Source organism: Nostoc sp. (genome assembly GCF_036917095.1).
Taxonomy (GTDB): Bacteria; Cyanobacteriota; Cyanobacteriia; order Cyanobacteriales; family Nostocaceae; genus Nostoc.
Genome location: NZ_JBALFH010000044.1, coordinates 672,898 through 685,958, shown reverse-complemented (window position 1 = coordinate 685,958; position 13,061 = coordinate 672,898). Strand labels below are relative to the sequence as shown.

Genomic DNA, 13,061 nt, shown 5'->3' with positions numbered 1-13,061 from the left:
TTTACGAAACTATTGGTTTTTACGTGGTTTTACTATAAATGTGAGCAGTCGCGTTCTCAGCATAATTGCATATTTTCCTGAGTATTTTTGTGGAATCAATTCAATCCCATGACGGGGATTAGTCAGATTATTACAAACTTTATTTCTCTTCAACAGCCACTATGAAGCTGAATTATAACAGGAAGCTGAACTATTTATTAGCCATACTGGTAACGCTAATAATTTTGTTATTAAATTCTCCGGCTTTAACACAAACGGCAAAAAGTAGTGATGATGGGATAGTAATAAATAAGGCAAAAACCTACTATTTTGGTCTTCGTAGAACATCTCCTCCTATTAGCTATAATGACGAAAAAGCCGGAGATTTCAAAGGTTACTGTTATGCCTTAATAAAAACTTTAGAGAAAAAGTTTCATCTGACTCTAGAGAGAGTAGAGATGGAAAGAGATAATCGTTTCACAGGCAAAGGAAGTAAGAATCAAAAACTTGATGCTGAGTGCGGTCCTAACACTATAACCCCAGAGCGGATACGAAAAATTAGTCTAAATGAGCTACGTGGTGAATTTTCTACAACTTTTGGTTGGACAGGTGCAACGGCTTTACTATTGAATAAAAATATGCAAAAGCTTTCTCCTGGACCTGAATTTAAAAAACTAAAAATCGGTCTCATTCGCGGAACAACTACTATAAATCTAGTAAAAAAAGTTAACCCTTTATTAGAAGACAATAATATTATAACTTTAGAAGATAATAAAGATGGAATAAATAAGCTAAAAAGTGGTGAAATAGATGTATATTTTAATGATGAAATCATTTTGAGAAGTAATTTAAAAAATTTAAACGAAGAAGCAGGCGCAGAAAAATATTCTATTAAACCTGATCTGATAAGTAATGAAGAATATGGAGTCGTTGTCTATCATACAGATGAAGCTAAAAATCAGCAGCTATTGCAACAGATAAATTTTTTGCTAGGAGAAGCTGAAATTAAAACTTTTGGCGGCACAAAGCTTAAAATATTAAACAATAATCCAGATTTTGAATATTTTATTAAAAATGATTTGAACTATTATAGCAATAAGGTTGATCCTACGCGTAGTCCAAGCATCATTACTCCTAAATCCAGCTCAAATTCAAACCCTCTGCCCAGTCCAGCCTCCTGGATAAAAACTGTTTTTCTCCTGCTTCTATTAATTACTTCTGTGGGTGCGTTATTTGTAGTGATTAAAAGATATCAAAATCAAAACAATAGCAAACTACAAATAGAAAACAATAAAAGAGGAAATTATCAACCTCAATCTGTCAAAATTCAGGGCAATAAAGTAGATCCCTCATTAGCTTCTGTTCATGTTACTATTCATAACAAGACTAATCAGTCTAATACTAAAGGAGGCAAGATGAACAATCCTATCAATTTTGATCAAAAAAATTCAAATATAACTGTTGGTAATCAAGGTACAAATACAAATACAAATACTCAACAATTTGTTCAATATACATCTGAGCAAAAGCAAGATTTATCTCAGTTTGCAAAAGATATACAGCGAATTTTAGAAAAAATTGAGAAAAATCAACCTAATGCTACTCAAGCGGAAAAACAAAACATAGTCTCTTACGAAATTCCTCCAGAGCAAAGAAGCAGGATTGTGAGAGCTTTAAAAGCCGGAGGGGAGAAGGCACTGGAAGAGTTGCTTGATAATCCTTACCTTAACATTGCAATAGCCGTTGTTAAAGAATGGCAGAAGGAAGAGTAGGATCGCATTGTCAAATACTAGATAAAGTCATGATTGAGCAACTTTTAATCAATGATGATGATTACTATGTGCCAGATGCTAACCAGCTAGTCACTGAAAATGACACTTTAGATAATTTTGCTACTTCCAAACAGAAACGCCTTTTAATTGCCTCTCTTTACAGTACTCTACAGCAGCAGACTTTTTTAGCAGCAGCTAATGTTGGTATTTACCATACAGACGGTCAACCCGCAATTGTACCTGACGTTTTTCTCAGCTTGGATGTGCAAGTGCCTCAAAATTGGTGGGAAAAACAAAATCGTTGTTATATGGTTTGGCGTTTTGGCAAACCTCCAGAAGTTGTCCTAGAAATTGTTTCTAATAAAGAAGGTGATGAACTTGGCAAAAAGCTGAAAATTTATGAACAAATGCGGGCTAGTTACTACATCGTATATGACCAGAATCAGCAATTAGGAGAAAAACTACTACGCGTTTATGAACTTAGAGGAAGGCGCTACTTTGAAACTTCAGAAAATTGGTTAGAACAAGTTGGTTTAGGTGTAACTTTGTGGGAAGGTAAATTTGAAGATAGACAAGATACTTGGTTACGCTGGTGCTACCAAGATGGTACTGTTTTACTAACTGGAGATGAACGCGCAGAACAGCAACGACAACGCGCCGAACAGGAACGAGAACGTGCCGAACAAGCAGAACAACGCACCCAATTGCTAGCAGATAGGCTACGGGCTATGGGCGTAGATCCCGATACTCTTTAGGACACTGACTGTAAAGACGCAAAAAACTTTGCGTCTTTGCATGAGCAAAAAAAGTTCTCACAAACTTGTGCAACTTATAAACTCATTTATCCGCAGCCAAACCTTCTCTAATAAATCAGGAGTATTCGCATCAAACCATTCAATTTGCGGATATGCTCGAAACCAAGTGCGTTGTCGCTTGGCAAATTGTCGCGTATGTAAAATGATTAATTCTTTCGCTTCATCTAAGGAAATATCCCCAGCCAAATATTGCTTTATTTCTTGATAACCCAAAGTATTCAACAAAGACAAATCAGCGCCATATTTTTGACAAAGATTCTCCACCTCAGCAACCAAACCATTAGCTATCATCTGTTCAGTACGCTGTTGAATCCGAGCATCTAACTTTTCAACATCGCAATCTAAACCAATTTGCAGAATCGGATAATTCGGTGGATTCTCCCCTTGCTGTTCTGAAATTGGATATCCGGTTACGTAAAATACCTCTAATGCTCGTAAAGTCCTTACGGAATCGTTGCCATGAATCTTTTGTGCAGCAACGGGGTCAACTTGTTGTAAGATTGCGTAGAGTTGTGGTTGACCAAGAGATTCAAGCTGCGATCGCAATTCAATCTGTGGTGCAACTCTGGGAATTTTCATCCCTTGGACAATAGAACGGATATATAAACCAGTACCACCAACTAGAAACAGTGGTGTAACACCAACAGAAGCAATTAAGGCTTGTGTTTGTTCCTGGTAGTCTGCTACTGTCATCATGTCTGTTGGATCGCAGATATCTATTAAATAGTGTGGTACCAATTTTTGTTCAGCTATAGTTGGTTTAGCTGTCCCAATATCAAACTCACGGTAAACTTGACGAGAATCAGCACTGAGAATTACAGAACCCAAACGCATCGCCAAAGCCAAAGCTAAACCAGACTTACCCGTTGCCGTCGCCCCACAAATCACAATTAATTTAGTCATTAGTCGTTAGTCATTAGTCATTAGTCAAAAGTTACTTTCCCCCGCTTCTCTGCTTCCCCTGCCTCCCCTGCTCCCCGTGCCTCTCTTCCACGGTAGTGCAACCCCAGTATAAACTTCTCTTGAAAATGCCCTACAGACGCCAGCAAGGCTTTTGTGTTACAATTTTGGAGTGTTTTTACTTTTATTTGCCTTTAGGCGATTTTAACCCCACGCATCAGGAGAGTTTACATGACGAGCAGTTACAGTGCCGATCAGATTCAAGTTCTGGAAGGTCTGGAAGCCGTCCGCAAAAGACCAGGAATGTACATCGGTACCACTGGGCCGCGAGGACTCCACCATTTAGTTTACGAGGTGGTGGACAATTCAATCGATGAGGCTTTGGCGGGTTATTGCACTCATATAGAGGTGGATATCAACGCTGATGGTTCGGTGACTGTAACAGATGATGGTCGCGGTATTCCCGTCGATACTCACTCGCGCACTGGAAAATCAGCTTTGGAAACCGTAATGACGGTACTACACGCCGGTGGTAAGTTTGGCGGCGGTGGTTACAAAGTTTCTGGAGGATTGCACGGGGTTGGTATTTCTGTTGTTAATGCCCTCTCTGAGGTTGTAGAAGTTACAGTTTGGCGAGATAAAAAGGTTCATCTTCAACGCTATGAACGTGGTGTCCCAGTTAGTGAACTGCAAGTCAAGCCTTACAAAGAAGCTAGAACTGGAACTTCTGTCACCTTCAAGCCAGATACCCAAATCTTTACAACAAGCATTGAGTTTGATTACATCACTTTATCAGGTCGCCTACGGGAATTGGCGTATCTGAATGCAGGTGTCAAAATTACCTTTACTGACCACCGTTTAGAACTACTAAAAAGCGATACACCGAAAGTAGAATCCTACAATTACAAAGGTGGCATTAAAGAATATATCGCCTACATGAACCGCGAGAAGCAACCGCTGCATGAAGAAATTATCTATGTGCAGGGGGAACGCAACAATGTACAAGTGGAAGTTTCCTTGCAATGGTGTACTGATGCTTACACGGATAATGTTCTAGGTTTTGCCAACAATATTCGCACGGTGGATGGTGGTACGCACTTAGAAGGGTTGAAAGCAGTTCTAACTCGGACATTAAATGCGATCGCTCGCAAGCGCAATAAAATTAAAGAGAATGAACCTAACCTCAGTGGCGAACACGTGCGTGAAGGTTTGACTGCGGTAATTTCCGTTAAAGTCCCAGATCCAGAATTTGAAGGACAAACCAAGACTAAACTCGGTAACACCGAAGTGCGGGGAATTGTCGATTCTTTAGTAGGAGAAGTCCTCACCGAGTATCTAGAATTTCACCCGGCGATCGCAGACTCCATTTTAGATAAAGCGATCCAAGCTTTCAAAGCCGCAGAAGCAGCGCGTCATGCACGGGAATTAGTTCGACGCAAATCGGTGTTGGAATCTTCGCCATTACCTGGTAAATTGGCAGATTGTAGTTCTCGCGATCCTAGCGAATCTGAGATATTCATCGTGGAAGGGGATTCAGCAGGTGGGAGTGCCAAACAAGGACGCGATCGCCGCACTCAAGCTATCTTGCCTCTACGTGGTAAAATTCTCAACATTGAAAAAACCGACGATGCCAAAATTTATAAAAATAACGAAGTTCAATCGTTAATTACAGCCCTCGGTTTAGGTGTTAAAGGTGATGAATTCGATTCCACTCAACTGCGCTATCACCGCATAGTCATCATGACCGATGCTGACGTAGATGGGGCGCACATTCGGACTTTGTTGTTAACATTCTTCTATCGATATCAACGAGCGCTGATCGAACAAGGCTTTATTTATATTGCTTGTCCCCCACTGTTTAAAGTAGAACGGGGACGTAATCATGAGTACTGCTATAGCGATCGCGAAAAAGATCAAGTAATTGCAAAATTCCCTGCTAACGCCAACTATACCATCCAACGCTTCAAAGGTTTGGGTGAAATGATGCCGCAACAACTCTGGGACACCACAATGAACCCAGAAACCCGCAAAATGAAGCAAGTCGAAATTGAGGACGCTGCCGAAGCCGATCGCATCTTCACAATTTTAATGGGCGATCGCGTCGCACCCAGAAGAGAATTCATCGAAACCTATGGTTCTAAACTCAACTTCACCGATCTAGATATCTAATCTCAATTCACATACGCCACTCTGAGTAATTTGTCAAGCTAATAATGGGTAATGGGTGAAAATCTATTACCCATTGCTTTTTTTATAATTTATGGCTGTTTTTAATCCAAAAAAATTATGACTATAACCTATGTCTTTTGACTGATGACAAACTAGAAAAGTAGTAAATTTTTTGTGTCGATATTTTTCACGCTACAAACATAGTTGACCGGGTACTTCTGCCACCTAGTTTTCGTACAAATCTAAACACCACCTCAATACCAAGGTCGTTCAGCAAAGCTAATAGTTTTCAGATTTTGCTAGGGGTAGGTTTTAAAGCCACCCTAACTTTGAACTAGACGCTAACAATCAATTAAAAAAATTAGGTTAGCTTACTACAGAAGTGGTAGTTCAGTGCTAGACAACTACAAAAATTCTAAATTTTTAATTTATTTTTTACCATATGACTTATTTTTTGTCAATTTTTAATAAAAATTCAAAATTATAATATTGACTGGCTGATTAATTTTGCCCATCAGCGAGAAACACATTTGTTATGCTTTAGGAAAATAACTAAATATCATCTATCAAACAGCAGTTAATAAGTATTTTGAGGATTTCTGATAATAAGATGATATAAATTTACCGAAATAAAAGTATTGAAGTTTACAAAATACTTACGTAAGCCAACTTTGTAACCAAATCATCAGGCAATCTTCTGGGTTCTGTTTGTTCGAGGTAATGGCTACTGAAAGCACAAACCATCTGGCAGTAAACTTGTTAATATCTTCATGTAATGCTGTGGCGATCGCGATTGTATCGTATGTATCTAATGAATTTTTGCCTTAAATACGACTATATTGGCGAGTTCGCAGGACAAATTGTTTTTGTATTGATTAAAATATCCTTGTATACAATAAAAAGAGTTTGTCAAGTTTCATAGGGCTGAAATCGCCACAGTGCGCTAACGTGTGAATAAGACCAAATTAGTTAAACCGAAATCGATCTGCTCTCAGGTTGATTCTGCCACAGCCTCAACTCCTCAGTTAAGGTAATTAGTACGCAGAAGGTTAACTGCTTTAAGGCAAGCACCATCAGCCTTGTTGTATTTACCCAAGGTCAAGACCCGTTTTAGTTTAAGGAATGCGTGATTTGTGAAGGAAATGTAAAAATGGGTAGATTAAGACCAATCATCTGAGTTAACATACAATGCACTCTTTCTAAGTAATTAATGTTGTGTAAAATACATGAAATTCGGCAAAAGCAAACGTACTTACTTTGTAATGTAATAAGAATGTCACTGCAATTCCGAAAAGTAGAGAAAAATTTCAGGGTATAACTCCCGTTTTTAATGTCTTTTTGGTAATAGTGGCTAATAATTGCTTTAGGAGTTCATGATTAATACACAAAAAGAGTGCAATTTCTGTGAAACAGGCTACAATCGGAAGAGTCTTTATAGGAAAATCTGCCAACAGTCTGAATTAATTTAGTATAGAGTGGCAAATTTTTTGATAACGGCGAGTCTTTTTTTGACCAGTTAGTTGAAAGCAGTGTGTGATTGCAACACACATAACATTTACTAAGATGAGCAAGTCACTTTTAGTAATGGCTTAAACTAAAGTAAAAACCCCTCCAACCGGAGGTTTAAAATGTCCGAAAATATTTCTGGCAAATCTGCCAAAAAGCTTATTTTCGGTTGAGAACTAGCTCGTTTAAAAGAGCAGTAAACACATCTTGAGTAATTGATTCTGCAAGGAGCATGAGGAACGCGGCATGAACCAGGCTAACAACGTACTCGAAAGCATATATCAGCCTGACCTAGAAATAATGAATCAGCCTGAGCTCGAGTTAGAAGAACTCTTAATAGACGATGAAGAGGACTTGCTTATCATCGATGAAGGTGACGATGAATTTTTAGAGCCTCAGTCTGATGAGGACGACGCAAAGTCTGGAAAAGCCGCTAAATCGCGTCGTCGGACACAAAGCAAGAAAAAGCACTATACCGAAGATTCAATTCGGCTTTACTTGCAAGAAATTGGTAGAATTCGTCTGTTGCGGGCAGACGAAGAAATTGAATTGGCGCGGAAAATAGCCGATTTGCTGGAATTAGAAAGGGTACGCGAAAGACTCTCAGAACAGTTAGATCGCGATCCTCGAGATAGTGAATGGGCAGAAGCAGTGCAACTGCCACTACCAGCCTTTCGTTATCGCCTCCATGTTGGTCGTCGGGCGAAAGACAAGATGGTGCAATCTAACCTCCGTCTTGTGGTTTCAATTGCTAAGAAATACATGAATCGTGGTTTGTCGTTCCAAGACTTAATTCAGGAAGGCAGTCTCGGTTTGATTCGTGCCGCTGAAAAGTTTGACCACGAAAAAGGTTATAAGTTTTCTACATACGCTACATGGTGGATTCGTCAAGCAATTACCCGTGCGATCGCAGATCAATCCCGCACAATTCGCCTTCCAGTTCACCTTTACGAAACTATCTCTCGGATTAAGAAAACTACCAAGTTGCTCTCTCAAGAGATGGGTCGCAAACCCACGGAAGAAGAAATCGCCACTCGCATGGAAATGACCATTGAGAAGTTGCGGTTCATTGCTAAATCTGCCCAATTACCTATCTCATTAGAAACGCCTATTGGTAAAGAAGAAGATTCTCGATTGGGCGATTTTATTGAATCCGATGGTGAGACACCAGAAGACCAAGTTTCCAAAAACCTTCTGCGCGAAGACCTTGAAAAAGTCCTCGACAGTCTCAGCCCACGCGAACGCGATGTTCTCAGACTGCGTTACGGCTTGGATGATGGTCGGATGAAGACCCTTGAGGAAATCGGACAGATTTTCAACGTTACCCGCGAACGCATTCGTCAAATTGAGGCGAAAGCACTCCGCAAGTTACGCCACCCAAATCGTAACAGCGTTCTCAAAGAGTATATTCGGTAGTCAATTAGTTATTAGTCATTGGTCATTAGTAAATAAACAAATGACAAATGACAAATGACAACTGACAAATGACAAAACAATAAAAAACCTGGTAGTGAATTAGCACTCCAGGTTTTTTTATTTATAGGTCATCTTAAATATTAAAACTTATAGGATGCCCCAAAAATGTAGGAAACCTTGACCAGAAAAAAGCTCAACCAAAACGGCTGCTGAAAAACCAATCATTGCCAAGCGACCGTTCCAAATTTCTGCTTGTGGGGTAAAGCCCCAACGCCAAGCGTTGCGATCTTCAATTATAGGAGTGGTGACTTTTGTTGTGCTTGCATTTGTCATGGTTAGGACTCCAAACTTAATTTTTAAGGTTTATTGCCTTATGTAAACTAATATAACAAATAATTTTATAAAGGCAACATTTTTTATACTTTTATTTCCATAACTTGACATAAATATAAATAGCTATTTATACACATCAAAACATCGACCTTCAGTTAGATGTACTGAGGGACAAGAAATGTTATTTAAATTTTTACTGTCATAAACAATATAACTTATTGCAAGTATTTTGCAATAAATAATTTAAATCGCTTGATTTATATAGAGTTTGTTATTTTTAGATTAAAAACTAATGATAATTTATAGAGATATTTTGAGTCAAAAATACTTAGCTCAGTACCAGACAATTTCCATTTCTTTTGAAGTTGAGACAAAACTAAGCTTCTCGTAGATACGTTTACCATTTTCAGTGGCGTGAAGCCAGAGGCGTTTTGCCTCAGTTGCTCTTACAAAGTTAATAATTTCCTTTAATAATGCTGTTGCAATTCCCTGACCTCGCCACATCGGAATTGTATAAACGTTCATAACGTAGGCTTCTAAGCCTGAAAGATTGCCGTTGTAGGGGGGTCGTTGAAAAAATACCAAGCCGCTAGTGGCAACAATTTGGTTATTCACTTCAGCGACCCAAGCTAAAAACTCACCCGTCGGCATTTTTTCGCCAAGATATTTTCGAGTTGCTTCTGCTAGGTTTGCAGTGTCAGAGTTACCTTTGATGTCGCCAGCCTCACGCAGGAGTTCGAGACGCAGTTGGATAAGCGCCTCTAAATCCTGCAAGTTGGCTTGTCGGAAGTTGAACATCACTCTAATTTACGATCGCACTTCAGCGACAGTAATAATTTTTTCATCGCGGCTGAGTTGGAGGATGCTTTCACCTTTGACATCTCTACCTAAAATCGGCACTGTTTCCACAGCTATTCGCACTACCCGCTCCTTATTCGTCACTAAAGCTACCTCGCCAGATGCGTTGGCGTAGCCCGCCGTTCGCGTAGCGTCTCCAAGAGTTGGCATCGCCATCACCATACCAGCTAAGTTGTCAGTTTTGCTAGCAAATTTCAGCGCTTGCGTGCCTAAATCGCCGCGATTAGCCGCCCTCAACTGACTCGCAGCCATCCGCTTTGCATAGCCTTCTTGAGTAACTAGCAGCAGTTGATCATCTTTACCGACAGTGACACAGCCAACCATTTGCTGATTTTTCAATAACCGAAATGCTTGTAAACCCATCGCTGTGCGGCCCATAATCGGTAATTGTTCATCATTGAGTGCAAAGCGCAACAGTCGTCCACCTGAACTAGCTAAAATCAGATGCTCCCCTGGAGCGGTGAACTGGGTAAATGACAATTCATCATCGTCTTTGAGCTTCAAAATCGTGATTCCGCGTCGAGTCAGGTTAGTAAATTCTTCCAGAGATAGACGTTTTATCCGTCCCTGTTTTGTTAAAAGAATCATCTGCCTAGTTTCGAGGTTATCCGGCAGCAAAAAGCGGCTGACTACAGCTTCTTGAGCGCCTTGAGCAGTACTACTGAGCATGGTAATCAAAGGTTTGCCTCGTGGAGAACGTCCATTAGTTGGAGGAATTTCTCCCACATTCACCGGATAGACTTTGCCACCACTGGTTAGTATTAGCAGGTCTTTTTCGGTGTTGGTCAACACAGTTTGGATAATGAAGTCGTTATCATGCAGACCATTTTCAGCTTTTGACTTTCTCCCAGATGGCTGGGTGCGGCGCACATAACCCCGTTGGGTAAATTCTAAAACCGCTTCCTCTACTGGTTCGGAAGATTTAAGTTCCTCCTCCTCTGCCCCTCTGCTCCTCTGCCCCTCTGCCCCTCTGCCCCTCTGCTCCTCTACCTTAGACTTCTGCTCCTCTCCAATTTTCGTGCGCCGGGGATCGCTGTACTTGCGCTTGAGCGATCGCAAATCTTTTTTCAGCACCTTGAGTAATTCTCGGCGATCGTTCAGTAACCGCTCCAACAAGCTAATTTGTTCGTTTAGCTCCTCAAATTCCTGCTGCAAATGTTGCTGTTCCAAACTGGTGAGGCGACGCAACGGCATAGCCAGAATTGCATCTCCTTGTACCTCGCTCAAATCTAGTCGGCTACAAAGGTTTATTTTTGCCGTACTGCCGTCGGGAGCTTGCCGCAAAATTTCAATTACCCGATCCAAATTAGATAGTGCTTTGAGTAAACCTTCCACTAAATGCACGCGACTTTGGGCTTTTCCCAACTCGTAATTGTAGCGACGGTTGAGCGTCTCTTCTCGGAAACTCAAAAACTCCTGCAACAGTTGACGCAAACTTAACTGGCGGGGTTGTCCATTCACTATTGCCAGGAGAATCGCCCCAAAAGTCATTTGCAAAGCAGTTTGGTGATACAAATGCTGGAGAACTTCTTGGGGATTGGTATCGCGTTTGAGTTCAATTACCACCCGCATCCCTTCGCGATCGCTCTCATCTCGCAGATCGGAAATTCCTTGCAAGCGTCCTTGATTTACTAAGTCCGCTACCTTCTCAATCCAGGCAGCCTTATTCACTTGATATGGCAATTCTGTAATGATAATTGCCGTCCGTCGCTTGCTTCCCCTCGCGGCTGGAATTTCCTCCAGAGTTGCGACTCCCCGCACTAAAATTCCACCTTTACCTGTGGTGTATGCTTCTCGAATTCCCGTCTCACCAACTATTTCTCCACCAGTGGGAAAGTCTGGCCCTGGAATTAGTTCAAATAATTTTTCATCTGGCAAATCTGGGTTGTCGATTAAGGCAATTAACCCATCGACAACTTCCCCCAAGTTGTGCGGTGGTACATTTGTTGCCATTCCCACGGCAATACCAGAACAGCCATTAAGCAACAGAAACGGCAACTGAGCAGGTAACACCGTTGGTTCTTGCTGGGAATTATCGAAGTTCCCAACAAATTCCACAGTTTCTTCGCCAATTTCTGTCAGCATTCCCTCATGGCTGATGGGTGCGAGGCGCGTTTCTGTGTAGCGCATCGCCGCTGGCGGGTCATTATCGACGCTGCCAAAGTTACCGTGTCCTGCTAGCAAAGGATAGCGACTAGAAAAGTCCTGTACCAGCCTTACTAAAGCATCGTAAACTGATTGGTCGCCGTGGGGATGGTATTTACCCAGCACATCACCCACTACACGGGCACATTTTCGATAGGGTCTATCTGGTACTAAACCGAGTTCGTGCATTGCATATAGAATGCGACGATGCACTGGTTTTAAGCCATCACGCACGTCTGGTAGCGCTCGCCCGACAATCACGCTCATGGCATATTCTAGATAAGACCGTTGCATCTCGGTGTGCAGGGCTGTTGTAATTACCTGTCCCGTTGAGAGAAGGTTTAACTGTTTTGCCATGAGTTTTTTCCCTGAAATTTAACTACACAAAAGCCGATGGAACTCAACACTGCGGCAACCACAGCATAACGGATGAAATAGGATTCATAACAAAATTTTGATAGTCACAGAAGAAAAAGCAGTAGTATCATCCTTGATGACGAGGATGCAATTGACTATTAAAAAGGATGCAGACGACTATAATCTACATAAACTTAGTAGCCATGATACTTACCATGATTGCATTTCTTAATTTTGAATTTTGGAATTCTTGAATCCTCTCACCTCTATAACTAAAATTCTCATGAAAACTGTTTTAATTGTCGAAGACGATCTAATTAATGCTCGTGTTTTTTCCAAAATTTTGTCCAAGCGTGGCGGCTTGGGTGTGAAACACACTGAAAATGTGGAAGAAGTCATAAAAATTGCCCAATCAGGAGAGGCAGACCTGATTTTGATGGATGTTTCTCTGTCTAGAAGTGTTTATCAAGGTAAGTCTGTTGATGGAATTAAAATTACACAAATGTTAAAATCCGATCCAAAAACAGCAAAATTACCTGTTATTTTGGTGACGGCACATGCTATGGAAGGCGATCGCGAAAACTTTCTCAAGCAAAGCGGTGCTGATGGCTACATTTCTAAGCCAGTTGTTGACCATCAACAGTTTGTTGACCAAATCATCGCACTTCTACCCACAGACGATCGCTGAGAATTGACGACTTATTTCAGGAATACTCGCCCGCAAAGGTTTTTGGGCGACTAGTTCCTGGTATTTAGTATAGATGTACTACGAAAAGGTACTGTTAGGCAAGTGGCAATAGAAAAGTTATGA

At 40.9% G+C, this 13,061-nt stretch carries 9 protein-coding genes; 5 read left to right on the top strand and 4 right to left on the bottom strand.

The window, feature by feature from the left end; translation table 11 throughout:
* The first annotated feature begins 161 nt into the window (after positions 1-161).
* Positions 162-1,751: a substrate-binding periplasmic protein gene (locus V7L01_RS27455; protein WP_335040449.1), complete on the top strand. Its 1,590-nt coding sequence runs from the start codon at positions 162-164 to the stop codon at positions 1,749-1,751.
* 29 nt (positions 1,752-1,780) lie between these two features.
* Positions 1,781-2,506 carry a Uma2 family endonuclease gene (locus V7L01_RS27450; protein WP_335040446.1) on the top strand — a complete coding sequence of 242 codons (726 nt, stop codon included), beginning with the start codon at positions 1,781-1,783 and terminating at the stop codon, positions 2,504-2,506.
* 57 nt (positions 2,507-2,563) lie between these two features.
* On the opposite strand, the gene miaA is transcribed toward V7L01_RS27450, so the two are convergent.
* Positions 2,564-3,469, bottom strand: a complete 906-nt coding sequence (miaA, locus tag V7L01_RS27445) for a tRNA (adenosine(37)-N6)-dimethylallyltransferase MiaA (RefSeq protein ID WP_335040444.1) — start codon at positions 3,467-3,469, stop codon at positions 2,564-2,566.
* Between the two features lie 228 nt (positions 3,470-3,697).
* On the opposite strand from miaA, the gene gyrB reads away from it, so the two are divergent.
* On the top strand, positions 3,698-5,635 hold the full coding sequence (gene gyrB, locus V7L01_RS27440; RefSeq protein WP_335040443.1) for a DNA topoisomerase (ATP-hydrolyzing) subunit B: 1,938 nt from the start codon (positions 3,698-3,700) through the stop codon (positions 5,633-5,635).
* Positions 5,636-7,387: 1,752 nt separating this feature from the next.
* Positions 7,388-8,557 (top strand): RNA polymerase sigma factor RpoD, encoded by a 1,170-nt coding sequence (rpoD, locus tag V7L01_RS27435; RefSeq protein ID WP_012412585.1) that lies wholly within the window; start codon positions 7,388-7,390, stop codon positions 8,555-8,557.
* A 147-nt stretch (positions 8,558-8,704) separates the two neighbouring features.
* Here the strand turns inward: rpoD and V7L01_RS27430 are convergent, their stop codons facing one another.
* The 3 genes from V7L01_RS27430 to gyrA form a co-directional block, all read right to left on the bottom strand.
* Entirely contained in the window at positions 8,705-8,890 is a 186-nt protein-coding gene (locus V7L01_RS27430; protein ID WP_196525045.1) for a chlorophyll a/b-binding protein, read from the bottom strand.
* Between the two features lie 333 nt (positions 8,891-9,223).
* Positions 9,224-9,688 carry a GNAT family N-acetyltransferase gene (locus tag V7L01_RS27425; RefSeq protein WP_335040441.1) on the bottom strand — a complete coding sequence of 155 codons (465 nt, stop codon included), beginning with the start codon at positions 9,686-9,688 and terminating at the stop codon, positions 9,224-9,226.
* A 9-nt stretch (positions 9,689-9,697) separates the two neighbouring features.
* The gene (gyrA, locus tag V7L01_RS27420) at positions 9,698-12,250 is read right to left on the bottom strand and encodes a DNA gyrase subunit A (protein WP_335040439.1); all 2,553 of its coding nucleotides are present in this window, start codon (positions 12,248-12,250) and stop codon (positions 9,698-9,700) included.
* Positions 12,251-12,533: 283 nt separating this feature from the next.
* Between gyrA and V7L01_RS27415 the strand changes: the two genes are divergently transcribed.
* Positions 12,534-12,938, top strand: coding sequence for a response regulator (locus V7L01_RS27415; RefSeq protein WP_335040437.1), 405 nt, complete (start codon positions 12,534-12,536; stop codon positions 12,936-12,938).
* The last annotated feature ends 123 nt before the right edge of the window (positions 12,939-13,061 follow it).

Bases quoted from the DNA above. Each gene is read 5' to 3' on its own strand.
- miaA (WP_335040444.1), bottom strand. From the start codon at position 3,469: ATGACTAAATTAATTGTGATTTGTGGGGCGACGGCAACGGGTAAGTCT.
- gyrA (WP_335040439.1), bottom strand. From the start codon at position 12,250: ATGGCAAAACAGTTAAACCTTCTCTCAACGGGACAGGTAATTACAACA.
- V7L01_RS27455 (WP_335040449.1), top strand. From the start codon at position 162: ATGAAGCTGAATTATAACAGGAAGCTGAACTATTTATTAGCCATACTG.
- V7L01_RS27450 (WP_335040446.1), top strand. From the start codon at position 1,781: ATGATTGAGCAACTTTTAATCAATGATGATGATTACTATGTGCCAGAT.
- V7L01_RS27415 (WP_335040437.1), top strand. From the start codon at position 12,534: ATGAAAACTGTTTTAATTGTCGAAGACGATCTAATTAATGCTCGTGTT.
- rpoD (WP_012412585.1), top strand. From the start codon at position 7,388: ATGAACCAGGCTAACAACGTACTCGAAAGCATATATCAGCCTGACCTA.
- V7L01_RS27430 (WP_196525045.1), bottom strand. From the start codon at position 8,890: ATGACAAATGCAAGCACAACAAAAGTCACCACTCCTATAATTGAAGAT.
- V7L01_RS27425 (WP_335040441.1), bottom strand. From the start codon at position 9,688: ATGTTCAACTTCCGACAAGCCAACTTGCAGGATTTAGAGGCGCTTATC.
- gyrB (WP_335040443.1), top strand. From the start codon at position 3,698: ATGACGAGCAGTTACAGTGCCGATCAGATTCAAGTTCTGGAAGGTCTG.